Below are 23338 nucleotides of genomic sequence, written 5' to 3' on the forward strand. Positions count from 1 at the left end.
CTGGGTGGCATGGAGACAGTGGATATGAAGGGGCCGAGTTGCGCACTCGCCGACGACACGGCTACTCCCGGCCCTGCGCCGAGAGGTGTGAACTCGCCCTCGGAATCCTCTCCGGCTGCGGGATATTCAGAACTGCCACGGTTGTTGAGGGCGGCCGTGGGTATCGGCATGACCCTGTGCCTTGCACTGTCGCTCGTTCACGTGCTGCTGGTATTTCTGCATGTGGCCCCCTCCAACCAGATCTCACAGCGCTACAGCAAACAGATCTCCGCGTGGGTCTATCCGCTGTTCGAACAGAACTGGCGGCTCTTCGCCCCGGATCCGGAGTCGGTCACCCGGCAGATCTCGGTACGGACCATGCGGACGTCGACGGGCGGCACCCCTGAGGTCAGCGACTGGTTCGATCTGAGCGCCGTCGATGATTCCGCCGTCAAGCACAATGTCGTCCCGAGCCACACAACACAGAACATGCTCCGTCGGGGCTGGACGGCCTACCTCGAAGCGTATGGCACCGACGATCAGCCCCACTCGGAGCGGGCTGTGATGTTGCAGAAGTACCTGCGCAACATCGCCGTGCAGCGCGTCGCCGCCCACCGTCCCGGGACCTTCGAGGCCGTCCAGTTGCGGGTGATCACACGACAGATCGCCGCGCCCCCCGCAGCGGGCACCCCCCGCCCGAACGCATCGACGCCCCCTGTGGACACCAGGTACCTGCCCTGGTGGAAGGTGGAACCCAATGGCAACTGAGCAGGCACCATCTGCCGTGCCGACCTCGCCGTCGTCCGCCGCGCCGCGGAGTGCTGACGCCGTCGCGCAGCGGCTGCACAACCGCCTCGTCGAGCTCCGCACCCAACTGACCGAGCACGCCGTGTCCCTCTACGCGGCGGCCGTGCTCCGCATCGGGTACGGGCTGCTCTACTTCACCTTCCTGCTGAGGGAGTTCGCGCACCGCGACGAGGTCTGGGGTCCCGGTTCACCGTGGACGCCCGCCCTGGCAACCCAGCTGTTCGACCAGACCGGCTGGTACAGCATCCTCACCGTCTCCGACAGCCGCGCATACTTCGAGGTCTGCTACGCACTTGCCCTCGTCACGTCAGCGCTGTTCGTGCTCGGTTGGCGGACCAGGGCCGTGTCCGTCCTGTTCGCGGTCGTCGTGGCCTCGTTCCACGCGAGGTCGATCTTCATGACGGACGGGGGAGACAACCTCATCCTCCTCATGGCCGTGTACCTCTCCTTCACCGCTTGCGGCAGGCGCTGGTCCCTCGACGCGCGCAGAGCCCGTCTTCGCACTCGCGCACCCGATGCCGGGAGTGGGTCGGCGGGCCGGGAAACGCCCGCCTTCTGGCGTCCCATGGGCTCTGCCCGCCGACTCTTGGTGACGACGCTGCACAACTGCGGCATGTTCGTCATCGCGGCTCAGGTGTGCTTCGTCTACGGCTCTGCCGGGCTGTACAAGGTGCAGGGCGGTTCCTGGGGCAACGGGACCGCGCTCCACTACGTCCTCAACCTCGACCTGTTCCAACCATGGCCCGCGTTGTCGCACATGGTGGACAGCCATCAGCTGCTGGTCGCCGTCGCCACGTACCTGACCGTGCTCCTCCAGGTCGCCTGCCCGTTCATGCTGTTCAGCAGGTTCAAGTACGTCGTCCTGGCCATGTTGCTCGGCATGCATCTGGGCATCGCGGTCCTCATGGGGCTCCCGATCTTCTCAGGCGCGATGATCATCGCGGATGCCGTGTTCCTCCCCGACCGCTTCTACAGGTTCCTCGGCCAGTGTGTGGGGCGCGCCTTCCGCCGGACGGCTGTCGCCGGGATGCGCGGCTCGCCCCAGGCGGGCACGTCGCTCGTACCGCCGCAGGCCGGATCGACGGGGTGAGTGCTGCGCGCGAGTGTGGAGTCGAGATGCGGTGACCTCTGCGATGGGGCGACCGGGGCAGGCAGGAGCTGCACCCTCGGGTCAGAAGTTTGCGGTGGTCCGCGCCACTCCATCGGGCGAAGCGATGCTCTGGCTCGCAATCGAGATGCCCCGATATCCGCACACGGTCTTCCCGGGAACGTGGTTCGTTCGCGACCACGGCTCATCCGAGGTGAGGGCCGAGACCTGGGGCGGCTACATGGAGTACGCGTACGACGTGGTGCTCCCGGCAGGCGGCGAGCCACTGGACGTCTCAGGAATGACGCCTCGTCGCGGCGAGACAAAACACGTCTCCGAGGGCCCTGCACCTGGCAGGAGCGCCTTGCGCGGCCGTCCAGAATATGAGAATTCGGCTGAAAAGGTTCCCTCGTCCCTGCTCTTCGCCGGTTGGTGACGTCGGTCGTGCGATCGTTTCCAGCAGCGCGTGCCCACCTTTCAAGACGTCCTGAACGCTGGTGGTCACGGGCGCGGGCGCCGGGGTAGGCAGAGCGGGAGAGTTTCGTCGTCGAGAGGGAAGGCGTACGCGATGGCCAGCGAGAGCGAGCCCCATGACAGCCCCGTCCAGTGGGTCAACGGCCACATCCGCCGCTATGTCGAATCCGACGGCGCGGACGGTCATGAGTGGCGGGGGAACACGATCCTCCTGCTCACCACCATCGGGCGCCGCAGCGGCAAGCCTCGGCGGACCGCGCTCATCTACCGGGAAGACGGCGGCCGGTATGTCGTCGTGGCCTCCAAGGGCGGCGCCGACGCACCTCCTGCCTGGTATCTGAATCTGGCGGAGAATCCCGAGGTCCGGGTCCAGGTGGGTGCCGACAAGTTCCCTGCTCGGGCGCGTACCGCGGCTGCCGAGGAGAAGCCGGCGCTCTGGGAGCTCATGGCCGAGAAGTGGCCCGATTACAACAACTACCAGGCCAAGACCGACCGTGAGATCCCCGTGATCGTGCTGGAACGGTCCTGACGCGCGCACCGCAGCACCGCGGCAGCGTCCAAGGAGGCGTTCCATGCCAGTCGGGCACACCGTGGCCGGTCCCGAACCCGGCACCGTTCTCGAACCGCGAACCGACCCCGAGGAGGGCCGCGTCTGGTACGCGGCGTACGGGTCGAACATGCATCTGTCGAGGTTCGATTGCTACATCCGCGGTGGGACGCCCGCAGGCGGAGCCCGTTCCTACCCGGGATGCCGTGATCGGCGACGGCCCGAGCGTTCGCTGTCCGTCGTGCTGCCGGGGACCATGTATTTCGCCCTGGAGTCGACGGTCTGGACCGGCGGGATGGCTTTTTACGACCCGCAGGGTGAAGGAGAGATGCCCGCGCGGGCCTACCTCATCACGCCGTCTCAGTTCTCCGACGTCTCCCGGCAGGAGATGCGCCGGGAGCCCGGCGTGGACCTGGACTTGTCGGAGGTGCTCACGCACGGGCGTGCGCAGTTGGGCCCCGGGCGGTACGAGACGCTGGTGTCCGCCGGATCGATCGACGGGCGGCCGGTGTTGACGTTCACCGCACCCCATCGCGCTGAGGAGATGGATCTCAACCCGCCTTCCGCCGCCTATCTCAGGCACCTCGTCTCGGGCTTGGCGGAAGCGCACGGCTGGGGTGTGCACCGCATCGCCGGGTATCTGGCGACGCGGCCGGGTGCGGACCGGGAGTGGACGCCGGAGTCGATTGTCACCCTCATCGAAAGGGCGGTGGATCCCGCGGTGTGATGCCGTGGTCACGCGCAGCGGATACGGTGCTGCCATGGTCGTTGGCGGGGTGGTGGACAAGAGCGCCGGACGCGGTTGCGCGTTGCTGATATCCGTTGCTCCAACCAGTAGACGGATAAGGGCCGTTGAGGAGATCGACTCCCTCGCCTGTCTGGCCGCGGTAGCGCCTTCCGCGCTCGTCGGCACGGGGGCGCCCGTCGACGTCGTGCACCTGGTCGATCCCGCCGATCCGCAGGCCGTCCTCAGCTATCTGCGGACGGCGGCCGCGGCGACCGGGCCACTGCTGATCCATGTGGTCGGGCAACTCGTCTTCGACCGCAAACAGCGCCGCCCCCACATCGCGCTCGCCAATACGACGCCCAATTCGGTGCGTTACTCGGCTCTGCCGTGGGAGTGGCTGGGTTCGGAGCTGTCACGGCGCGCACCCGGCTCGACGACGGTCGTGGTGGATCTGGTGGCGGAGCGGGAAGCGTTTTCACAGCTCGACCCCCTTGTTCTCGTTGGTGGGCTGGAGGTCTGGGGAACGATTGCTCCGCCGCCGAGGCGCGGAGGCGAGCCCCTGGGCGGATACACCCGGGCGATGGCCGGGCGGCTGAGGGGCTTCGCAACGAGGCCGGGGCCGATCGAGTTGCACGCGGCGGGGTGCGGTGGAGTGGGGGCAAACGCTGTCCTGCTCGAGCCGACCACAACTCCGGCGTCGGCGACGCTCGGGCCGACCATGTCGGCGCCAGCAGCATCGGCGCCGGCAATGCCGACAGCAACGGCGGCGCCGGCAATGCCGACAGCAACGGCGGCGCCAAGAACATCAGCGCCAAGAACGGCTGTTCCAACAACGGCGGTTCCAACACCGCCGATGCCACCAGCGCCAACACCGCCGATGCCACCAGCGGGAGCACCGCCGACGCCACCAGCGGGAGCACCGCCGGCAACGGCCATGCCGACCCCTCTGCCGTTCCCGGTGGTGCTGCCTCCCATACCTACGATGCCGCCCCTCACGGGAACCGCTTCCACAGCGGCCATGTCCACGTCGATGCCACCGGCCGCAGCGCCAACGGGCTCGTCGGCGCCGACCGGTGCGGCCGCGTCCGCCGCTCCTCCAGAGAGCTCGTCGTCCCCCCATGACCCTCGGGCCGCGATCGGGCAGGCGCTGTACGCCCGCCGCTACACCGAGGCCGCAGCCCTGGCGGCGAACTGGGAACAGTGCGTGCTGCGCACCAGCGGCATGGCCTCGATGGAGATGGTCCACGTGATCGAGGCGCAGGCGCAGATCGCCTATGAGTCGGGGCAGTTGGTCCGGGCAGCGGAACGCTGGATAGCCGCCGCCCAGGGCCGCCTCGCCTGGCACGCCCCCGACCACCCGGAGGCGACGAGCGCCGTCGACAACGCCCACCACGTCTGGCAGCGCCTGCGGGATGTGGAGGCCGCGCTGCGGCTCGGACCGCAGCTGGTCGCGCTGCGCCGCCGGGTGCCGGGGGTGTCCGGGCAGGCGTTGCGCGCCCTGCAGCGCAAGCTCGAGGTGCTGAACTCGGGGAGATTTTCGCAGGCAGGGTAGAGGAATCAGGTTTGCGCCGGATTCCTCACGCTTGCGAGGGAAATGGGGGGTCGGGGCGGATCTTGGCGCTTGGGCTGGGCAACCTCACTTTGTGACGTCGTCGTCCGGACGGCGCAGCGGCCGGCCGGCCGCTGCGCCACTCAGCACCGACATCCGATCTGGGGAGGAAACACCCATGCCAAGCATCCGCAGCGCCCGAGTCGTCGGCTTCATCACGGCAGCACCCATCGCGGCTGCCTTCTTCCTGGCGGGCACGGGCACCGCCGTGGCCGACGACGGGGCCTTCGCGGGCAACAGCTCCAACGCCGCAGTGGTCTCCAACACCGGCAGCGGGAATGTGAGCGGGGCCAACAGCGGCAACTACAACGCGACGCAGCAGGCGGCCGTCGGCACCGGCGCCTCGAACGCGAACAATACGACGGGGGTGACCGGCAACACGGGCGTCGTGGGGGTACGCCAGTCGAACGTCGATATCGATTTCGGCCCCTGGCGGTTGTAGCTCCGCCAGGGGCAACCGGGGGGTGGCGGCCCCACTGACCGGTGAGGGAAGGCAGCGCGGTGGTACGGGGAGCTGCCGCGCGGCCGACCCGCCGGGAATGTGGGAGGCACATAGGAATGCAGAGGATGCGGTGAGCGCGGACAAGGGCGTCGTGGTGGTGGGCTCGGCCAATGCCGACCTGGTGGTCCGGGTGAGCCGCCACCCGGCGCCGGGGGAGACGGTGCTCGGTTCCGACCTGGAGGTGCACCCGGGTGGGAAGGGGGCCAATCAGGCCGTCGCCGCGGCTCGGTTGGGAGCCCGGGTCGCGTTCGTCGGGCGAGTGGGTCGGGATGCTCATGGGGATCTGCTGGTGGGCACGCTGGAGCGGGAGGGGGTGGACTGCTCCGAGCTGGGGCGGGAGCAAGGCGCGCCCACCGGGGTCGCGCTGATCGTGGTGGGAGGCAAGGGGGAGAACGCGATCGTGGTCTCGCCCGGGGCGAACTCACGGGTCACCGGGCCCGAGGCGGGGGAGGCGGTGCGGCGGATCCCGGAGGCGGGTGTGGTCTCGGCGCAACTGGAGATCCCCATGGAAGCGGTCCTGGCGGCGGCGAGGGCGGCGGAGGGTGTGGGGGCGCGGTTCCTGCTCAACCCCTCGCCGCCCGAAGGTCTCCTCGACGAGGACTTCGCGCGCGAGGTGCTTCCCTTCTGCGATCCGCTGGTCGTCAACGAGCACGAGGCGCGACTCCTGGCGAGGGGAAGCCGGCAGGGGTCCGCGGCGGAGGGCGGCCAAGGGCCGCCGGAGGCAGGTGTGCAAGAGCCGCCGGAGGCAGGTGCGCAGGAGCCGCCGGAGGCAGGTGTGCAAGACCTGGCGGGAAGGCTGCTGGGGCTCGGGGTCCGGTCCGCGGTGGTGACGCTAGGGGAGCGTGGAGCACTCGTGGCCGAGGGGGACCGTCGAGTGCGCATCCCCGGGGTACCCGTGCGGGCCGTCGACACCACGGGGGCGGGGGACGCGTTCACCGGGGCGCTCGCTTGGCGGCTGTGCCTCGCCCCCGACCTGGTCGCCGCTGCCCACTGGGCGGTGCGGGTGGGCGCGGCCGCGGTGCTCGGTCATGGCGCGCAGAGCTCCTACCCGAGGGCCGAGGAGCTGCCGCACGAACCCGGCGACGCCCCAGGTGCGCCCTGACCTCGCCGAGCAAACCCTGTCCCCCTGCCCGCCCCCTGTCCGGCCCCACCGAGTGGGCACGGGTTCCCACGGCCCCCACCCGGCGAGCCGGAATCCCGCATGCCGATCCTTTATCCACAGCCTGTGGATAAAGGATCCCGACCTTGACACCCGCCACAGATCTGACGGACAGTCAGGTAATGCAGCAGTCGTCCCCGCGCGGCCTCGACGAGAAGCTCCAGGCCTATGTGGGCGAGCCCGCCGCCTCCGAGGCGTATGGGCCCGACCCCGTGAATGAGCCCATGATCCGCCACTGGTGCGAGGCCATGGGCGACACCAATCCCGTCTACACCGACCCCGTAGCCGCCGAGGCCACCCGCTTCGGAGGATTGATCGCCCCACCCGCCATGCTCCAGGCGTGGACCATGGCCGGGCTGTCCGGTCCCCGGGGCACCCGCACCGGCGCCTATGACGAACTCCTCGGCCTGCTCGACGACGAGGGCTTCTCCGCGGTCGTCGCCACCAACTGCGAGCAGGAGTACCTACGACCGCTGCGCCCCGGAGAACGCATCCGGTTCGACGCGGTCATCGAGTCCGTCTCGTCGCGGAAGCGGACGGCGCTCGGTGCGGGGCACTTCGTCACCACCTGTATGAACGTCCGTGTCGGGGCCGAGCTTGTCGGCACCCACCGCTTCCGCATCCTGAAGTACCGACCCGAGCAGAGAAAGGAGAAGAGGCCGCAACGGGAAAAGGAACAGCAGGCCGGGCGCCCCCGCCCGGTGATCAACCGGGACAATGAGGGCTTCTGGGCCGGCGTCGCCGAGCACAAGCTGCTCGTCCAGAGGTGCCGCGACTGCGACACACTCCGATTCCCCTGGCTCCCCGGCTGCAACGCCTGCGGCTCAATGGAGTGGGAGGCGGTCGAGGCGGCCGGCACGGGCGTCGTGTACTCGTTCGTGGTCATGCACCATCCACCGTTTCCTGCCTTCGATCCCCCCTACGCGGTCGCGCTCATCGAGCTCACCGAGGGCGTCCGCATCGTCAGCAATGTGGTCGGCGTGCCGCACGACGAGGTACGTATCGGTATGCCGGTCGCGGTCGAGTTCCGCGGCTACGGCGATGAGCTGACGCTTCCGGTGTTCGGGCCGAGCGAGCCGGAAAAAGCCCGGTGAGCGCCGCCGTGGGTGTCGTCGTCGGCCAGGAGCTGCCGGAGCTCCGCATACCCATCACGCGCACGCTCATCGTCGCGGGCGCCATAGCCTCGCGCGACTACCAGGACGTGCACCACGACACCGAGCTGGCCCGGGCGAAGGGCTCGCCCGACATCTTCATGAACATCCTGACCACCAATGGTCTGGTCGGCCGCTTCATCACCGACTGGGCGGGCCCCGACGCCCAGATCCTCAAGCTCTCCATCCGGCTCGGAGCCCCCAACCACCCCGGCGACGAGATGGTGCTCACCGGACGGGTGACCGGAGTACGAGGAACAGCCGCCGACATCGAGTTCACCGGAAGGAACCGCCTCGGGAACCACGTCACGGGCACGGCTCGAGTCGATCTTGGACAGGGCGTCCGGCAAACCGTCGGGGAACGGGCGGGGGAAGGAGCGTGAGCGAGCGCAACAGCCTCGGCGGCAAGGCCGCGATCGTCGGGATCGGGGCGACGGCGTTCTCCAAGGACTCGGGCGTCAGCGAGCTCGAGCTCGCGGTGCGGGCCGTCCACGCGGCACTGGGCGACGCCGGGATGACGCCGGGCGATGTGGACGGCATGGTGACGTTCGCGATGGACACCAGCCCGGAGATCACCGTCGCGCAGGCGTCCGGGATCGGCGACCTGTCGTTCTTCTCCCGTGTGCACTACGGCGGCGGCGCGGCCTGCGCGACCGTCCAGCAGGCGGCGCTGGCGGTGGCGGCGGGAGTCGCCGACGTCGTGGTCTGCTACCGGGCGTTCAATGAGCGTTCCGGGCGCAGATTCGGGTCCGGCGTCCAACGGCGCGAGCCGTCGGCCGAAGGGGTGGCGCTCGGCTGGGGCCTGCCGTTCGGCCTGCTCACGCCCGCGTCCTGGGTGGCGATGGCCGCCCAGCGCTACCTCCACACCTACAACCTCACTCCCGAGGCGTTCGGCCACGTCGCCGTCACCGACCGGCGCCATGCCGCCAACAACCCCGCCGCCCACTTCCACGGCAAGCCGATCACGCTCGCCGATCACGCCGCCTCGCGCTGGATCGTCGAGCCGCTGCGCCTGCTCGACTGCTGTCAGGAGACGGACGGCGGTCAGGCCCTCGTGGTCACCTCGGTCGACCGCGCCCGCGACCTGCCCCATCCGCCGGCCGTCGTCACGGCCGCCGCCCAGGGGGCCGCACGGGGGCAGGAGCAGATGACGAGCTTCTACCGGGACGATCTGACCGGGCTGCCCGAGATGGGCGTGGTCGCGCGGCAGCTGTGGTGCTCCAGCGGGCTGTCGCCGTCCGACCTGGACGCGGCGATCCTGTACGACCACTTCACGCCGTTCGTGCTGATGCAGCTGGAGGAGTTCGGCTTCTGCGGGAGGGGGGAGGCGGCCGGGTTCGTGGCGGAGGACGCGTTGCCGCTCAACACCCATGGCGGACAGCTCGGTGAGGCGTACCTGCACGGGATGAACGGGATCGCGGAAGCCGTCCGGCTCCTGCGGGGCACGTCCGTCAACCAGGTGCCGGACGCCGAAAGGGTCCTGGTGACGGCGGGAACGGGGGTGCCCACCTCGGCGCTGGTGCTCAGTCGCGGGCGGTGAACGTCGCGCCCATGCTCGCCGCGACCACGCAGGCGATACCGACGAGCTCCGCCCCACCGAGGATCTGGCCGAGCACCACCACGCCGACGCACGCGCTGATGCCCGGCTCGAGGCTGACCAGCACGCTGAACACCTTGCGCGGCATCTTCCGCAGCGCCACCATCTCCAGCGCGTAGGGAATGACGGGGAACAGCAGCGCCAGCCCGCAGGCCGCGGCGACGAGCATGACGGGCGAGGGCTCGGTGGTCAGCCCGTGCATCGCCGGACCTATGCCGAACGGCAGCATGACCAGCGCACCCACCGCCATTGACACGGCCAGCCCCTCGAAGCCGTCGAAGACCTTGCCCACCCTCGGCGTCAGCACGATGTAGAGGCAGAAGCACGCCGCGGCGGCGAAGGCGAAGAGCAGCCCCACCGGGTCCAGCGCCTCACCGCCCGCACCCTCGCCGATCAGCGCGAGCAGCACCACTCCACCGCCCGCGAGGACCGCCCACACCACATCGAGCAGCCGCCGTGACAGCGCGAGCGCGACCGACAGCGGGCCGAGGAACTCGATGGTCGCGGCCGTCCCCATGGGGATCCGGTCGATGGCGGCGGCGAAGAGCAGAGCCATCCCACCGCTGGCCGTACCGAGCAGTGCCACGGCGGCCAGGTCGCGCCGACTCTTGCCGCGCAGCCTGGGGCGGGTGACAACCGTGAGCACCAGCCCGGCGAAGGCCAGCCGCATGAATGTCACGCCCTCGACACCCAGCGGCCGGAACAGGGGCTGCGAAAGGGCCACACCCAGCTGCACCACCAGCATCGAGACCAGGCAGAGCACCGGCGCGGGGATCCCGAACCGGAAGCTGTGCTGGACGGACCGGGGGAGTGCGGCGGAGTTGGGCGTGGACATCTGGCCAGTGTGAGGTAAGGAGCGTAAGTGCTGCAAAGGCGTTACGAGGGGTGAGACAGGGGCGGTTGGTGCGGCCGTGCGGCAGGCGCCGGGAGGGAGCTGAACGCCGTGAACGCCGTCGGCTGGGCACACGAGGGGTGCGCCGAGCGCTGCTGGGCGAGCCTCCGCGTTACGCTTCGCGTAGTGTTATTAACTGACCGTTATGACCAGGATGCGTAGATTCACGGCCCGTGCCGCTTTGATTCTCGCGGCGATGGCCTGCCTTCTCACCGCCACTCCCAGCACCGCCCCACCCACCACAATCGACGCCACCCCAGCCGGCCAAGCTCTCCACGTCCGTCAAGCTCTCGACGCCAGCCGAACTCTCGATGCACGCCAAGGGCCCAAGCCGGCCCGCACCACCGGCGATCTGAGGGCCAAGGGCGCCCGTATCTACAGCGGCCGCGGCTTCGACACCTGCACCGCCCCCTCCCTCGGCGTTCTCACCGCCTGGCGCCGCAGTTCCCCGTACCGGGCCGTCGGCATCTATTTCGGCGGCCGCGCCAGAGCTTGCGCACAGCCCCGCCTCACCCGTGCCTGGGTCCGCTCGGCGGACCGCCTGGGCTGGAGGATCCTTCCCCTCTACATGGGGTCGCAGCCGCCGTGCGCCTGGTCGTCGAAGAAGCGCAAGTACCCCATCACCCACCCCTCCCGGGACGGACGCCGTGAGGCCCTCGACGCCGTCAGCCGTGCCCGCGCCCTCGGCATCGACCGCCGTAGCCCGCTCTACCTCGACATCGAGGGCTATGGCGTCACCAAGCTCACCTGCGCGCGCAAAGTGCTCTCCTACACCCAGGCGTGGAACAAGACCGTGCGGTCCAAGGGCTACTTCACCGGCTTCTACAGCAGCGCGAGCGCCGGAGTGATGCACATGGCGGCTGCCCTGGCGGCGGGGAAGGGCAACCTGCCGGACGTCCTCTGGTTCGCCCGCTGGAACAGCCTCGCCACCCTCACCGAACCGCTGGTGAGCCGGTCGCGCTGGATCCCCCACCGGCGCGTCCACCAGTACAAGGGCAACGTCAAGGAGCGCCACGGCGGCCGCACCCTCCTGATCGACCGCAACCGTGTCGACGCCCCCGTCGCCATCGTCAAGAAGAAGTGACAGCCCAAAGAAGTGACAGCCCAAAGAAGTGGCAGCCCGCAGGAGCGACACCCCGAAGGAGCGACAGCCCGAAGAAAGCGACACCTCCAAGTGACCACCAATACCGGCACACCGAGGAGAAACAGCACATCGAGGAGAAACGGCGCACCGAGAAGAACCGGCGCACCCTGAGCCGACCCCGACCCCGAGCCCGGCCGCGACCCTGCCACCGACCCCGAGAGGGCGAGGGCTCGTCTCCTACCCGGGTGCATGGGACACGCCGTGGGGTACGACTTGAGGCTGACTCCCGTTCGGCACCTCCGGGCGATCCGCGAAGGTAAGCCCCGCTCCTAGCGTTGGGGTATGCCAAACGCGACGCTCACCAGCGCTTCCCCGGCTCCCTCCCAGGTCGGGGAAGCCATGGCGTTCAGCGACTACGTGCAGGCCCGCAGCCCCGTCCTGCTGCGCACGGCCCGTTCCCTCACTCCGAATCCCGCCGATGCCGAGGATCTGCTCCAGACCGCGCTCACCAAGACGTTCCAGGCGTGGGACCGCATAGACGACAAGCGCGCGATAGAGGGATACGTGCGCCGGGTCCTGGTCAACACCCGCACCTCGCAGTGGCGCCGCAGACGAATAGACGAGTACGCCACCGACGAACTGCCCGAGGTCCCGCACCCCGGACCCGACGAGGCTGAACAGCAGGCGCTGCGCGATGCCATGTGGCGTGCCGTCCGCAGGCTCCCTCCGCGCCAGCAGGCCATGGTCGTGCTCCGCTACTACGAGGACCTCACCGAGGCCCAGACGGCCGAGGTCATGGGCACGACGGTCGGCACGGTCAAGAGCGCGGTCTCCCGTGCCCTGGCGAAACTGCGCTGCGACGCCGGCCTGCGCCCCGGATTCGAGAGGGACACGGGCCTGGATCGAGCGGCTTGCTGACAAGCCGGTCCCCCGGCGGCAAGAATCACGGCACGAGCAGCTCCCCACTCGAAGGAGAACCCGTGCTGAGCACCATGCAGGACGTTTCGCTCACGGTCACCCGAATCCTCCAGCACGGATCGACCGTACATGCCGGCGCCGAGGTGGCGACCTGGACCGAGTCCGGGCCGCGGCGCCGCACCTTCGGCGAGGTGGGCACCCGCTCCGCACAGCTCGCCCACGCCCTCCGCGACGACCTCGGTGTCACCGGAGACCACCGGGTCGCCACGCTGATGTGGAACAACGCCGAGCACCTTGAGGCGTACCTGGCCGTCCCCTCCATGGGCGCCGTCCTGCACACCCTCAACCTGCGCCTGCCCTCCGCCCAGCTCGCCTGGATAGTCAACCACGCCGCCGACCACGTCATCCTCGTCAATGGAACGATCCTGCCGATCCTCGCGGCGGTCCTGCCCCAGCTGGACTCCGTCGAGCACATCGTGGTGGTCGGCCCCGGCGACCGCTCGGTCCTGGAGGGCTGCCGCCCGCGCGTCCACGACTACGAGGAGCTCATCGAGGGCCGTCCGACCAGCTACCCCTGGCCGGACATCGACGAGCGGACCGCGGGCGCCCTCTGCTACACCTCCGGCACCACGGGCGACCCCAAGGGTGTGGCCTACAGCCACCGCTCGATCTATCTGCACTCGATGCAGGTCAACTCCGCCGAGTCCTTCGGGCTGAGCTGGCAGGACAAGGTGCTGCCGGTCGTCCCGATGTTCCACGTGGACGCCTGGGGGCTGCCGCATGCCGCGTTCATGGCAGGTGCCTCCCTGCTCATGCCGGACCGGTTCCTGCAGCCCGGCCCGCTCGCGGAGATGATCGAGGCCGAACGCCCCACCATCGCCGGTGCCGTCCCCACGATCTGGAACGGGCTGCTCGCCGAGATCGACGCGAAGCCCCGCGACATGACCTCCTTCAAGCGCGTCATCGTCGGCGGATCGGCGTGCCCGCCCTCGCTGATGAGGGCGTTCGAGGAGCGTCATGGTGTGCGGATCATCCACGCCTGGGGGATGACGGAGACCTCTCCCCTGGGCTGTGTCGCGCACCCGCCCTCCGGGCTCGACGTCGAGACCGAGTGGGAGTACCGGCAGACCCAGGGCCGCTTCCCCGCCTCCGTCCAGGCCCGGCTCGTCGGCCCCGGCGGCGAGGTCATGCCGCACGACGGGCAGGCGGCCGGTGAGCTGGAGGTGCGCGGGCCGTGGATCGCCGCGGCCTACTACGGCGGAGCGGGCGGGGAGCACGACCAGCCCGAGGACAAGTTCCGCGACGGCTGGCTGCGCACGGGCGACGTCGGCACGATAAGCCCCGACGGCTATCTGACCCTCACCGACCGGGCCAAGGACGTCATCAAGTCCGGTGGCGAGTGGATCTCCTCGGTCGAGCTGGAGAACCACCTCATGGCGCACCCCGACATCGTCGAGGCCGCCGTGGTGGCGGTGCCGGACGACCGCTGGGACGAGCGGCCGCTGGCCACCGTCGTCCTCAAGGAGGGCGCCACGGCCGACTTCACCGCGCTGCGCGCGTTCCTGGCCGAGCGGGTCGCGGCCTGGCAGGTGCCCGAGCGCTGGACGATCATCGAGTCGGTGCCGAAGACCTCGGTGGGCAAGTTCGACAAGAAGGTGATCCGCAAGCAGTACGCGGACGGCGCGCTGGACGTCACCAAGCTGTAGGGCGGTCACGGAAGGCGGTCGCGGAAGGCAGTCACGACATCGGTCACGGGACGCGGTGACGGGACTTCCCCCGTCGCGTCACCGCCTCGCCTCTGTCTGCGGCGCTCCGGCGCGCCGACCCCGTTCGCGCCCGCCTCGCCGTTGTCTCCGTCTCTCCCGGGCTTACTCTCCCGGGCCTACCGCCCCGGCCGACGAGCCCCGATCTTGCCCAGCAGGTCCACGATCCGCCCCTGGACCTCACCGCTGGTGGAGCGTTCGGCGAGGAAGAGCACCGTCTCACCGGAACGCAGACGCGGCAGCTCCGCCGGGTCGATGTCGACGGAGGTGTAGACGACCAGCGGGGTGCGGTTGAGCTGCCCGTTGGCGCGCATCCAGTCCACGATCCCCACCCTGCGGCGGCGGATCAGCATCAGGTCCATGACGACAAGGTTGGGCTGCACCTGATCGGCCACGGTCACGGCCTCGGCGTCGGAAGCCGCTCGGGCCACCTGCATGCCCCGCCGCTCCAGCGTCGCCGTGAACGCGGCCGCGATGTCCTGGTGCCCCTCGACGAGCAGGACCCGCGGTGGGTGCCGCTGGCTGTCGCGCGGCGCCAGAGCCTTCAGCAGCACCGCCGGATCCGCCCCGTAGGCCGCCTCCCGCGTCGCCTGCCCCAGCCCTGCGGTCACCAGCACCGGAACCTCGGCCGCCACCGCCGCCGTACGCAGCGACTGCAGCGCGGTCCGGGTGATCGGCCCGGTCAGCGGGTCCACGAACAGCGCCGCCGGCCCCGCAGCGGCGGCCGCCTGCGAGTCGTTGGAGTGCGTGGCCACCTCTTCGCGGGAGCGCACGACCACCGGGTCGTAGCCGCGGTGGACCAGCGCCCGGTGCGTCGACGCGTCGGGCTCGGGCCAGACCAGCAGACGCCGCGGGTTGCGCGGGTCCGGCTCGTCCTCGGCGCACGAGGCCAACTCGTCCAGGTGCTCCGGCCCTTCGGCGCCCTCCGCGGGCGCTCCTATCGTGAAAGCGCGCCCCTGGCTGTCACTCGCGCCGCCCCGCTCTCCCGAGGGCTCGGCGAAGCCACGCCCGTTGGTGTCGCTCTCCCTCGGCGCCGGAACGGACGCGTGGCCCCCGGGGTTCGCAGCCGCAGGCGCCGCAGGCGCCGCCGGAGCCTCCGGCCGGGCCTGGGCCTGCGCCGCCTGGGCCTGCGCCTGCCTCAGCCGGGCGGCAGCCTCCGGCCGCTCCCCCGGAGCCGCCAGCTTGCGGCGCCTGCCCGAGGGCGCGGGAACGAGTGAGTTCTGCCCGCCGTTCGAGCCGTCATTGGGCTGTGGGAAGGCCACACCCTGCCCGAGGGAGCTCATGTCCCCCTCGTACGACTGCTGTTGCGGGAACACCGCGGGCTCCGCCGCCTCCGGCAGTGCACGCCGCGCCCGCCGACCGGTCCCACCTGGGGACGCGGGCTGAAGCTGCGCCGCGTTCCCGGCGTCGGCCCGTGCGTGCTCGACCTCGGAGGCGGAGCCGCCGGCGGGCGGCAGCTCCGGTAGCGCGCTCTGCCCCTGCCCGGGACCCTGGCCGGGGTTCTCCCCGGTGCGGCGCAGCGCGCGCCGACGCCCGGTCGGCTGGTCCGACTGCTCGAGGGGCTGCCCCGTCTGGGGCTGCTGATTGCGCCGAGCGTGCTGGGCATTGGCCGCCGCCGACAGCGCCGGGGCCGCCACCGGCATCAGCCGACCGGCTGGTCCGGCGGGAAGTGGTCCGGCGGGAAGCGGTCCGGCCGGAAGCGGTCCGGCGGGAAGAGCGAGTGCCGACTCCGGCGACGCCTGGCGCTGCCTGGGCGGGCGCTGCGGCGTGATCTCCTGCGGCGTCCCGGCTGCCGAGTCCTCGTTGCGGGCCATTCCGCGCATGGGCTCGGACGGCACGGGCATGACGGTGGTCTCATTGCCGGGCGACATGGCGTTGCCGCCGTTCGTCCCGTCGCCGCCCTGGCCGTTCCCGTCGCCCCCGCCCGGGCCGCCGCCGCCCGGACCGCCACCGCCGTCACCCTCGACCCCGATGGGCACTTCGAGCACATAGGCACTGCCCTGGCCGCCCGGCACCTCGTGGACCTGGAGCACACCACCGTGCCGCTCCACGACCCCGCGAGCCAGGGGCAGGTGGACGGGGTGGCCGCCGTTCTGCGGGCCGCGCACCTCGATCCGTGCCACATCCCCGCGTTGCGCCGCCGCGACGACGATCGTGGAGTCACCCGTCCCGGCGGTCCCGGTCGCGTCCACCCCGATCGTGTCGGCGATCAGGTGCGCCAGCGCCTGAGCCATCCGCTGGCCGTCGAGCGAGACCTCCACGGGCGGCGCGTGCACCGCGTACTGGGCACGGCCGGGGCCGATGAGCTCGATGGCGCCCTCGACACCGGCGGCGACGACCTCGTCGAGGCCGACGGTCTGCCGCTTCAGCGGCTCGGCGCCGCTCTCCAGCTTCTGGAACGAGGAGACATTGTCGATCAGCGTCGTGATGCGCGCGTAGCCGGCGGCGAGGTGGTGCAGGATCTGGTTGGCCTCCGGCCACAGCTGCCCCGCGGGATCGGCGGCGAGCCCGGCCAGCTCGGAACGCAGCTCCTCCAACGGCCCGCGCAAGGAGGAGTCCAGGACCGCCTGGAGCTGGTCGTTCCTGCGCGCGACCGCGTCCAGCTGCGTCCGGTCGGTGAACGTCATGACCGCTCCGACGAGCTGGTCCCCGTCCCTCACCGGCGCGGTGGTCAGGTCGACGGGCACGGACCGGCCGTCCTTGCGCCACAGCACCACACCCCGGACCCGGTGCTTGCGGCCCGAGCGCAGCGTGTCGCTCAGCGGCGACTCGTCCACGGGCAGCGGGGTGCCGTCGGGGCGCGAGTGCTGGATCAGCGGGTGCAGCTCCTGCCCGCCGAGGTCGCTCGCCCGGTAGCCGAGGATCTGCGCGGCGGAGGGGTTGACGAGCACGACCCTGCCCTCGGTGTCCACGCCGACGACACCCTCGGCGGCGGCCCGAAGGATCATCTCGGTCTGCCGCTGCTGCCTGGCCAGTTCCGCCTCGGTGTCGAGCGTGCCGGTCAGATCGCGGACAACGAGCATCAACAACTCGTCGCCGGTGTAGTGGTCGGGCTGTGCGTAGGGGGTGCGTCCGTCCTCGAGGTTCGCGCTGGTCACCTCGACCAGGAATTCGACCCCGTCGGTCCGGCGCGCGATCATCCGCGTCGGCCGGGTACGCCCCGCCGGCTGCTCGTCGGCTCGCCGCATGGACCCTGGAATCCGCTTGCTGTCGAACGACGGCAGCAGATCCAGCAGCCCTCGCCCGACCAGCGCGGTCCCCGGAGCCTCGAAGCTCTCGAGGGCTATCGCGTTGGCGTTGACCACGGTGCCGTTGCAGTTGACCAGCAACAACGCGTCCGGGAGGGCATCGAGTATGGCTGCGAGGCGAGCAGCGCCTCGGGATGGCCTGCTGCTCACGAAGACGCGTCCTCTCTAGCTCTGACCACTGCGCCGACGGCTCATCGTGCCGTTCCCCCCAGGCATGTCACTAGGGGAGTGTACGGCGGATGCGCCGCCGGGCGGCCGTAGATCCCCGGGACCTCTTCGAAGCCCTCATGGGATCTTTCCCGGCATGCACAACTATTTTGCCGAGCCTATGGCCTGCCTAGTACCGTAGGGTCCTGATTGGTAGCGGCCCAAGTGGCTGTGCCATCATCTGGACACGCGCCGCGCGAGCGGCCGCGTGCTGGAGGCTTCGCCTAGTCTGGTCTATGGCGCCGCACTGCTAATGCGGTTTGGGCTAACCGCCCATCCCGGGTTCAAATCCCGGAGCCTCCGCGCTCTGCCAGCAGCCCCGGTCGGTACTCCGTCCGGGGCTGCTGGCATGTCCGGGCATGCCCGCTCGTGGGGCCGGTGCCGACCCGAGGTTCCCTCCATCGAGCGAAGGCCCTCTGTTCGCTCAGAGCGAACACCTCCCCTGCCCTTTCGGCCTGCGACCCGGCCCCCGGCCCCTCGAATACTCGATTTCATGTCGGGGCGCCCCTCATGTAATGTTGTCCCCGCAACGCCGCGTGGCGAGAAACCGCAGCGAGGCAGAGCAAGCGCTCGTAGCTCAACGGATAGAGCATCTGACTACGGATCAGAAGGTTGCAGGTTCGAATCCTGCCGAGCGCACCCCAGGTCAAAGCCCCCATGGAGATCACTCCGAGGGGGCTTCTTCGTGCCGTGACGGCAGCGAAGTACGGCAACCGCTGATGATCAGCCGAAGAGGTCACCGAGCTTCCGCGGTGCCTCGCGGGTCTGCTCGTCGGTGGCGTGGGCGTAGACCTCCAGCGCCATGGCGATCTTGGAGTGGCGAAGGATCTTCTGGGCGACCTTGGGATGCACCTCCAGGGCGACGAGGAGCGAGCTGCATGTGTGCCGGGTGTCGTGCGGCCGGATCACCCGTGCGCCGGTCTGCCCGTTGAAGACGCGCCACGCTTGCCTTCGGCCTGAGCATCCGAGGCGACGCCACCGGCGGCACCGTAACGGCAGCACTCCACTCGACCCCGCCTTGTCGGATGAACGGCGTGGGCATGGAGTTGGGGGGTCCAGGAGTGACAAGAGCCTGCTGGAACGTCAACTGTCGAATTGTCAATAGTCAGAATGGGCTAGTCATTTATTACTGTCGAGAGGAGAATGCTGGGATCGCCACGCGCAGGGCGGCCCCGATGGAACGGAGGGTCACACGGATGTCATCGAGTCCCGCACCCAACTCGTCCGAGCCTCAGTCGTCGCCCGGAGGCCCACCAGCCCCCTGGTGGGCCATCGTGTTGCTGATATCCATCGCCGTGGCCGCCCACGTCGTGCTCGTCGTGATCGGAAACCAGGACAGCGGCAGTACGGCTGGTTCGCTCGGCGGTCTCCTGACGGGCGTGCTCGCCGTCTTAGGTCTCGGTCGTAGATCATGAGCAGGTCTTCGACCGGCCAACATCACCAGAAACGGTAAGAAATCGCATCGCCGTGGGGCCTTGAAGAGGCCCTCGGAGCCGTGTGTCTTGCGACCCCGTGCTGGCTTGGGCCATTTAGTCTCGCCTCATGCCGACTCCACAGAGCTGTTCGGCTACGGTACGTACGGACCACGGACACTGGGGTCAGCATGGCGGACTACGACACGCATGCGAACAACGCTCGAGAGCTGCTCGAAGGAATGAAGTACAGCCGTGCCCACCCGGAGTGGGCCATTGCGGCTGCTCAAGTCGAGGCGCTTCTCGCACTCGCAGCAGCGATCGCCGACCAGCGAGCGGACCGCGACATCCGATGAGTCGGCGCCAGACCTGACCCGCAGTACAGCGGCGAATTACGGCAACGACGGCAACCAATCACGAGCGCTGCCGCCGTCGGAGGCCAGGCGACGACCAGCGGCCGTCGATGACCGATCTACTCCGAGTCACGGATCCGAACGTTGCAGGTTCGAATCCTGCCGAGGCGCACCCCAGGTCGAAGTCCCCACGGAGATCACCCGGGCGGCAGCACCGAGCAAGTCGGCGTCCGATGTGCTGCACAGGACAGTCGACGAGGTGCGGCACCACGCGGTTCACGAGCCCGCGCGCAAGCGGCCGGTCCGGGAGGCGGCGAAACGGACGCTCAAGCCCGTCGTCGAGAACGCGGACAAGGGCCCGCGTCAGGTCACCGGGCTCGTCCACGAGGTGACCGGCGTGTCCGTCCCCCTCCCGTCCCACGGGGGTTCGGGCGACGGCGGCACTCGGCCGACGCCGCACCACCCCCGGCCCGAGCATCCCGGTCACGCCGAGCAGTCGGCCCCGGCCGGTGACGAGGCGCACGCGGTCCCGGCTCCCATCCACCAGGTGGGCACGGCCGACCAGGCACCGATCCACCACACAGTCGAGCAGGGCACCCGGGACAGCGCCCGGGCCCAGGCTCCAGCCGATACCCGGTTCGCCCCCGCCAGTGGTCACGCCTCGCAGAGCGCGGTCCCCTCCGCAGGCGATCTGCCCGCCGCCCTTCCCGCCCTTCCCGCGCTGCCGTCGGCCGGAGCGCTGAACCTCTGATCGCTTCCGCATCCTGACAACGGGCGGTCCCACGGTTGTGGGGCCGCCCGGTCGTCGTTCGACCTAGAATGCAAGGCGCCTACGGGGGGTGCGGATGCGACGGCGGTTCTTCTTCGAATGCGACGGCCAGAGGCTCAGCTGCCTTGCCGCGGAACCGGACCGAGGAGAAGTACGAGGCGAAGCAGTTGAGGGCGGCGCGCCAAGGAGCGCACTGGTGCTCCATGGGGCCGGCAAGGGAAGCGAGGAACGGCTCGTCGAGCCCATGGAGGATCTCGTCGCCGACGGTTGCCGCGCCTTCGCCTTCGACTTCTCCCGGCACGGTGACAGCACCGGTGAGCTGAGTGTCGCCCGGGGCCTCAGTGCCCGTCGGACTTCGCGCACCTCGTGTTCGAGGAGGCCGTCCACCAGCTCGGCCGCTGGTTCGGCGAGAACCCGTCCGAGCGTCGCCGCTTCGCCGGCGCCCCGCTCCGCCCCTGACGCCGTGGAAGCCGTCGAGCCGTCCAGCCGTCAGGCGGTTGAGCCGTTGAGCCGTTGAGCCCTAGAAGCCCTTGAACCGCGCCGCCACCCCATCCGTGACAGGACCACGGGGCGGACGGCCGCAGAGCGGAGGAGCCTTGGCCACCGAAGACGCGCTGCCGGTCGGGGGACGGCAGTGAAACGGGGGAACGGGGGCGCCGCCGCGGTGTTCCGGGGAGCGCGCGATGTGCTGCTGGCGCATCCCGAGGACTTGGACGCCGCGCGGTCGGCGTTTCCGTGCCGGGAGCTGGCCGCCCTGACGGAGTTCAACTGGGCGCTCGACTGGTTCGACCGCCTCGCCGAGGGGAAGGGCCGGGCGACGGCCCTGCACCTCGTCGGTGAGCACGGGGACGAGACGGTGTCGTTCACCCGGCTCGCCGAGCGCTCGGGTCAAGTCGCCTGCCATCTGCGCTCTCTCGGTGTCCGCCGCGGCGATCCGGTGCTGCTCGCTCCCGGGTCGGGCCCGGCGGTCTGGGAAGCCACCCTCGCTGTCATCAAGCTCGGGGCCGTCGCCGTGCCCGCGCGCGTCGACGCGAGCGCCGCCGAGTTCGCGGAAAGGATCGCCCGGGCCGGGGTGCGGCACGTCGTGGCCGCCGCCGACTCGGCGCCCCGCTTCGGAAACGGGCCGTGGACGCGCGTGGCCGTGGGCGGCGAGGTGCGCGGCTGGGAGCGCTACGAGGACTGCCGGGCCATCGAGGAGACCTTCCAGCCGGACGGGCCGACCCCCTCCGACGCCCCCCTCGTGTGCTTCCTCACCTCCGGCACCACGGGCCGCCCCAAGATGGTCGTCCACACCCACGGCGGCTACCCCGTCGGACAGCTGACCACCATGTACTGGAACGGGCTGCGGCCGGGCGACCGGCATCTCAACGCCGCCGTGCCCGGCACCGCCGAGCATGTCTGGGGCTCGATCCTGGCGCCGTGGAACGCCGGGGCCACCGTCGTGGGCGTCACCTTGCCGGACCGGATCCTCGACGCGCGGGATGTGCTCGATGTGCTGCGCACGCGCGAGGTGACCACGTGCTGTGCGCCACCCTCCGTCTGGCACGCCATCGGCCGTGAACGTCTGGGCAAGCGCCCCGAGTGGCTGCGCGAGGCGGTCTCGACCGGGGAACGGCTCGACCCTCGGCTGGTCGAGGCCGTCCTGGAGGCCTGGGATGTGCGGGTCCGTGAGGGCTACGGGCAAACGGAGACGGTGGTGCAGGTGGGTGTGCCACCGGGGCGGTCCCCCGACCCGGCGCTGCGGTCGATGGGCTGGCCCCTGCCGGGATGCCCGGTGGGGCTGCTCGATTCGCCGTCCTCGCTGTTCGGAGAGCCGGGTGAGTCTTCGGGCGAGCCAGGTGAGACGGGGGAGCCGGGGGAGCCGGGGGAGATCGTCGTCGAGCTGCGGGAGGGTTCGCTCGGCCTGATGTCCGGGTACGCCGGAGACCTCGAGCGGACGGCCCGGGCGCGGTCCGGCGGGCGGTACCGGACGGGGGACCTGGCCGTCCCTGCCGATGACGGGAGCTGGCGGTACGCGGGGCGGGCGGAGGATGTGTTCCGGTCGTCCGATCAGCTGATCATTCCGCTGGAGCTCGAGGATGTGCTGGTCCGTCACCCGGCGGTGGTGGAAGCGGCGGTGGTGGCCTTCCCCGATTCGGTCGCGGGCTGGACTCCCAAGGCGTTCCTCGTCCTGGAGGAGGGGCGGTCGGCGGACCAGGAGCTGGCGGCCGACGTCTTCGACCTGGTCAGGCGGGAGCTGTCCCCGGAGAAGTGGGTGCGGGTGGTGGAGTTCATGGGGGCGCTCCCCCGGACGGCGACGGGCAAGGTGCGCCGGTCGGCGCTGCGGGCCGCACCCCGAACCCGGGGAGGCCCCGAGTACCGGATGCGGTCCGCGTTGTAACGGTCTCAAGCCCGGGCGGCGGCGGCCACCCACCGCACACGCCCGCCACCGCATGCCCGCCACCGCATGCCCGCCACCGCATGCCCGCCACCGCGCCCTTGCCACCGCGCCCCGGCGACGGCGCGCCGCTTCAGCGGCCGGCGTACACGACCGCGTCGGCCGGGAAGGGCCACTCCCTCACCAGCCAGTCGCTGACCGCCTCGTACAAAGGCGCGTCCAGTTCCGCGTGGTCCGCCCGCACCCAGGAGCGCACATCGACCTCGCCCTCCTTCTTCCTGGAGGGGTAGATGTAGAGGCAGCCGATGACGTCACCACTGCCGGGCTCCAGGACGGTGTAGGTGAAGCCGGTGCGCCGCTCGAAGTCATCGGCGTGCCGCACCAGGTCGTCGAGGTTCCGCTCGAGCGGCATCCCCTCGGCCGGGGGCCAGTCCCGGCTCTCGAAGCCCGGGGTCGAGCGGATGTGGTCGATGCTCGAGGTCCATGCGGCATGGTCTGCCTCGTTGTGCTGCCCGCCCAGGGGCTCGAGGCGGAAACGGTCGGTCGCCAGCTCGCGGGGGGCGGTGAAGCCGTCGGGTACGAAAGGGTTCGCGGACATGGGCGCAGGCTAATTCGGGGAACTCCCGCTTCCACCTACCTTTGTCCCCGTCCTGCACCGCGTTGATCGCGACCGGGT

Annotated in this window: 22 protein-coding genes and 2 tRNA genes; 19 read left to right on the forward strand and 5 right to left on the reverse strand. The window is 70.4% G+C overall.

Translation table 11 applies throughout. The features are described 5' to 3' along the window. Positions 1 to 156: 156 nt before the first annotated feature. From IEY86_RS11420 to IEY86_RS11470, 11 genes are all read left to right on the forward strand, one after another. Positions 157 to 747 (forward strand): DUF5819 family protein, encoded by a 591-nt coding sequence (locus IEY86_RS11420; protein ID WP_229698328.1) that lies wholly within the window; start codon positions 157 to 159, stop codon positions 745 to 747. After that, positions 737 to 1876 carry an HTTM domain-containing protein gene (locus tag IEY86_RS11425; protein ID WP_189131464.1) on the forward strand — a complete coding sequence of 380 codons (1140 nt, stop codon included), beginning with the start codon at positions 737 to 739 and terminating at the stop codon, positions 1874 to 1876. Before IEY86_RS11420 ends, IEY86_RS11425 begins: the two co-directional genes overlap by 11 nt. A 565-nt stretch (positions 1877 to 2441) precedes the next feature. Beyond that, positions 2442 to 2876 carry a nitroreductase family deazaflavin-dependent oxidoreductase gene (locus IEY86_RS11430; protein ID WP_189131465.1) on the forward strand — a complete coding sequence of 145 codons (435 nt, stop codon included), beginning with the start codon at positions 2442 to 2444 and terminating at the stop codon, positions 2874 to 2876. Between the two features lie 43 nt (positions 2877 to 2919). After that, on the forward strand, positions 2920 to 3621 hold the full coding sequence (locus tag IEY86_RS11435; protein ID WP_308425129.1) for a histone deacetylase: 702 nt from the start codon (positions 2920 to 2922) through the stop codon (positions 3619 to 3621). A 642-nt stretch (positions 3622 to 4263) separates the two neighbouring features. Further along, positions 4264 to 4743, forward strand: a complete 480-nt coding sequence (locus tag IEY86_RS11440) for a hypothetical protein (protein ID WP_189131466.1) — start codon at positions 4264 to 4266, stop codon at positions 4741 to 4743. Between the two features lie 82 nt (positions 4744 to 4825). After that, positions 4826 to 5173: a hypothetical protein gene (locus IEY86_RS11445; protein WP_189131467.1), complete on the forward strand. Its 348-nt coding sequence runs from the start codon at positions 4826 to 4828 to the stop codon at positions 5171 to 5173. A gap of 175 nt (positions 5174 to 5348) precedes the next feature. Further along, entirely contained in the window at positions 5349 to 5672 is a 324-nt protein-coding gene (locus IEY86_RS11450; RefSeq protein WP_189131468.1) for a hypothetical protein, read from the forward strand. Positions 5673 to 5802: 130 nt separating this feature from the next. Continuing rightward, the gene (locus IEY86_RS11455) at positions 5803 to 6834 is read left to right on the forward strand and encodes a ribokinase (protein WP_229698329.1); all 1032 of its coding nucleotides are present in this window, start codon (positions 5803 to 5805) and stop codon (positions 6832 to 6834) included. A 179-nt stretch (positions 6835 to 7013) separates the two neighbouring features. Then, positions 7014 to 7985, forward strand: coding sequence for a bifunctional MaoC family dehydratase N-terminal/OB-fold nucleic acid binding domain-containing protein (locus tag IEY86_RS11460; protein ID WP_189131470.1), 972 nt, complete (start codon positions 7014 to 7016; stop codon positions 7983 to 7985). Beyond that, positions 7982 to 8425: a MaoC family dehydratase gene (locus tag IEY86_RS11465; RefSeq protein ID WP_229698330.1), complete on the forward strand. Its 444-nt coding sequence runs from the start codon at positions 7982 to 7984 to the stop codon at positions 8423 to 8425. The genes IEY86_RS11460 and IEY86_RS11465 overlap by 4 nt, the downstream gene beginning before the upstream one ends. After that, positions 8422 to 9582, forward strand: coding sequence for a lipid-transfer protein (locus IEY86_RS11470; protein WP_189131471.1), 1161 nt, complete (start codon positions 8422 to 8424; stop codon positions 9580 to 9582). Before IEY86_RS11465 ends, IEY86_RS11470 begins: the two co-directional genes overlap by 4 nt. On the opposite strand, the gene IEY86_RS11475 is transcribed toward IEY86_RS11470, so the two are convergent. Beyond that, on the reverse strand, positions 9566 to 10474 hold the full coding sequence (locus IEY86_RS11475) for an EamA family transporter (RefSeq protein ID WP_189131472.1): 909 nt from the start codon (positions 10472 to 10474) through the stop codon (positions 9566 to 9568). The genes IEY86_RS11470 and IEY86_RS11475 overlap by 17 nt on opposite strands. Before the next feature lie 211 nt (positions 10475 to 10685). Here IEY86_RS11475 and IEY86_RS11480 point away from each other — a divergent pair, with 211 nt between their 5' ends. From IEY86_RS11480 to IEY86_RS11490, 3 genes are all read left to right on the forward strand, one after another. After that, positions 10686 to 11615, forward strand: coding sequence for a DUF1906 domain-containing protein (locus tag IEY86_RS11480; RefSeq protein ID WP_229698331.1), 930 nt, complete (start codon positions 10686 to 10688; stop codon positions 11613 to 11615). A 342-nt stretch (positions 11616 to 11957) separates the two neighbouring features. After that, positions 11958 to 12533 (forward strand): SigE family RNA polymerase sigma factor, encoded by a 576-nt coding sequence (locus IEY86_RS11485; protein WP_189131473.1) that lies wholly within the window; start codon positions 11958 to 11960, stop codon positions 12531 to 12533. 62 nt (positions 12534 to 12595) lie between these two features. After that, entirely contained in the window at positions 12596 to 14239 is a 1644-nt protein-coding gene (locus IEY86_RS11490) for a long-chain fatty acid--CoA ligase (protein WP_189131474.1), read from the forward strand. A 176-nt stretch (positions 14240 to 14415) separates the two neighbouring features. Here the strand turns inward: IEY86_RS11490 and IEY86_RS11495 are convergent, their stop codons facing one another. Continuing rightward, entirely contained in the window at positions 14416 to 17694 is a 3279-nt protein-coding gene (locus IEY86_RS11495) for a PAS domain-containing protein (RefSeq protein WP_189131475.1), read from the reverse strand. Between the two features lie 270 nt (positions 17695 to 17964). Here IEY86_RS11495 and IEY86_RS11500 point away from each other — a divergent pair. Further along, positions 17965 to 18054, forward strand: a tRNA-Ser gene (locus IEY86_RS11500). A gap of 263 nt (positions 18055 to 18317) precedes the next feature. Continuing rightward, positions 18318 to 18390, forward strand: a tRNA-Arg gene (locus IEY86_RS11505). An 84-nt stretch (positions 18391 to 18474) separates the two neighbouring features. Here IEY86_RS11505 and IEY86_RS36370 read toward each other — a convergent pair. Next, a complete protein-coding gene (locus tag IEY86_RS36370; RefSeq protein WP_265804255.1) occupies positions 18475 to 18753 on the reverse strand; it encodes a tyrosine-type recombinase/integrase in 279 nt (92 codons plus the stop codon). Positions 18754 to 19354: 601 nt separating this feature from the next. Here IEY86_RS36370 and IEY86_RS11515 point away from each other — a divergent pair. Continuing rightward, complete coding sequence (locus IEY86_RS11515) at positions 19355 to 19519, forward strand: hypothetical protein (RefSeq protein ID WP_189131477.1); 165 nt, start codon at positions 19355 to 19357, stop codon at positions 19517 to 19519. A 232-nt stretch (positions 19520 to 19751) separates the two neighbouring features. Further along, the gene (locus IEY86_RS11520) at positions 19752 to 20267 is read left to right on the forward strand and encodes a hypothetical protein (RefSeq protein WP_189131478.1); all 516 of its coding nucleotides are present in this window, start codon (positions 19752 to 19754) and stop codon (positions 20265 to 20267) included. 79 nt (positions 20268 to 20346) lie between these two features. On the opposite strand, the gene IEY86_RS11525 is transcribed toward IEY86_RS11520, so the two are convergent. After that, the gene (locus IEY86_RS11525) at positions 20347 to 20586 is read right to left on the reverse strand and encodes a hypothetical protein (RefSeq protein WP_189131479.1); all 240 of its coding nucleotides are present in this window, start codon (positions 20584 to 20586) and stop codon (positions 20347 to 20349) included. Between the two features lie 333 nt (positions 20587 to 20919). Here IEY86_RS11525 and IEY86_RS11530 point away from each other — a divergent pair, with 333 nt between their 5' ends. Then, positions 20920 to 22665 (forward strand): acetate--CoA ligase, encoded by a 1746-nt coding sequence (locus tag IEY86_RS11530; protein WP_229698332.1) that lies wholly within the window; start codon positions 20920 to 20922, stop codon positions 22663 to 22665. Between the two features lie 130 nt (positions 22666 to 22795). On the opposite strand, the gene IEY86_RS11535 is transcribed toward IEY86_RS11530, so the two are convergent. Beyond that, a complete protein-coding gene (locus IEY86_RS11535) occupies positions 22796 to 23260 on the reverse strand; it encodes a GNAT family N-acetyltransferase (RefSeq protein ID WP_189131480.1) in 465 nt (154 codons plus the stop codon). Positions 23261 to 23338: the final 78 nt, after the last annotated feature.

It is taken from the genome of Wenjunlia tyrosinilytica (assembly GCF_014646055.1).
Lineage (GTDB): Bacteria > Actinomycetota > Actinomycetes > Streptomycetales > Streptomycetaceae > Wenjunlia > Wenjunlia tyrosinilytica.

Coding starts and splice junctions, on each gene's coding strand:
- IEY86_RS11425 (WP_189131464.1), top strand. CDS start 737: ATGGCAACTGAGCAGGCACCATCTGCCGTGCCGACCTCGCCGTCGTCC.
- IEY86_RS11430 (WP_189131465.1), top strand. CDS start 2,442: ATGGCCAGCGAGAGCGAGCCCCATGACAGCCCCGTCCAGTGGGTCAAC.
- IEY86_RS11435 (WP_308425129.1), top strand. CDS start 2,920: ATGCCAGTCGGGCACACCGTGGCCGGTCCCGAACCCGGCACCGTTCTC.
- IEY86_RS11450 (WP_189131468.1), top strand. CDS start 5,349: ATGCCAAGCATCCGCAGCGCCCGAGTCGTCGGCTTCATCACGGCAGCA.
- IEY86_RS11460 (WP_189131470.1), top strand. CDS start 7,014: ATGCAGCAGTCGTCCCCGCGCGGCCTCGACGAGAAGCTCCAGGCCTAT.
- IEY86_RS11475 (WP_189131472.1), bottom strand. CDS start 10,474: ATGTCCACGCCCAACTCCGCCGCACTCCCCCGGTCCGTCCAGCACAGC.
- IEY86_RS11480 (WP_229698331.1), top strand. CDS start 10,686: ATGCGTAGATTCACGGCCCGTGCCGCTTTGATTCTCGCGGCGATGGCC.
- IEY86_RS11485 (WP_189131473.1), top strand. CDS start 11,958: ATGCCAAACGCGACGCTCACCAGCGCTTCCCCGGCTCCCTCCCAGGTC.
- IEY86_RS11515 (WP_189131477.1), top strand. CDS start 19,355: ATGGCGGACTACGACACGCATGCGAACAACGCTCGAGAGCTGCTCGAA.
- IEY86_RS11535 (WP_189131480.1), bottom strand. CDS start 23,260: ATGTCCGCGAACCCTTTCGTACCCGACGGCTTCACCGCCCCCCGCGAG.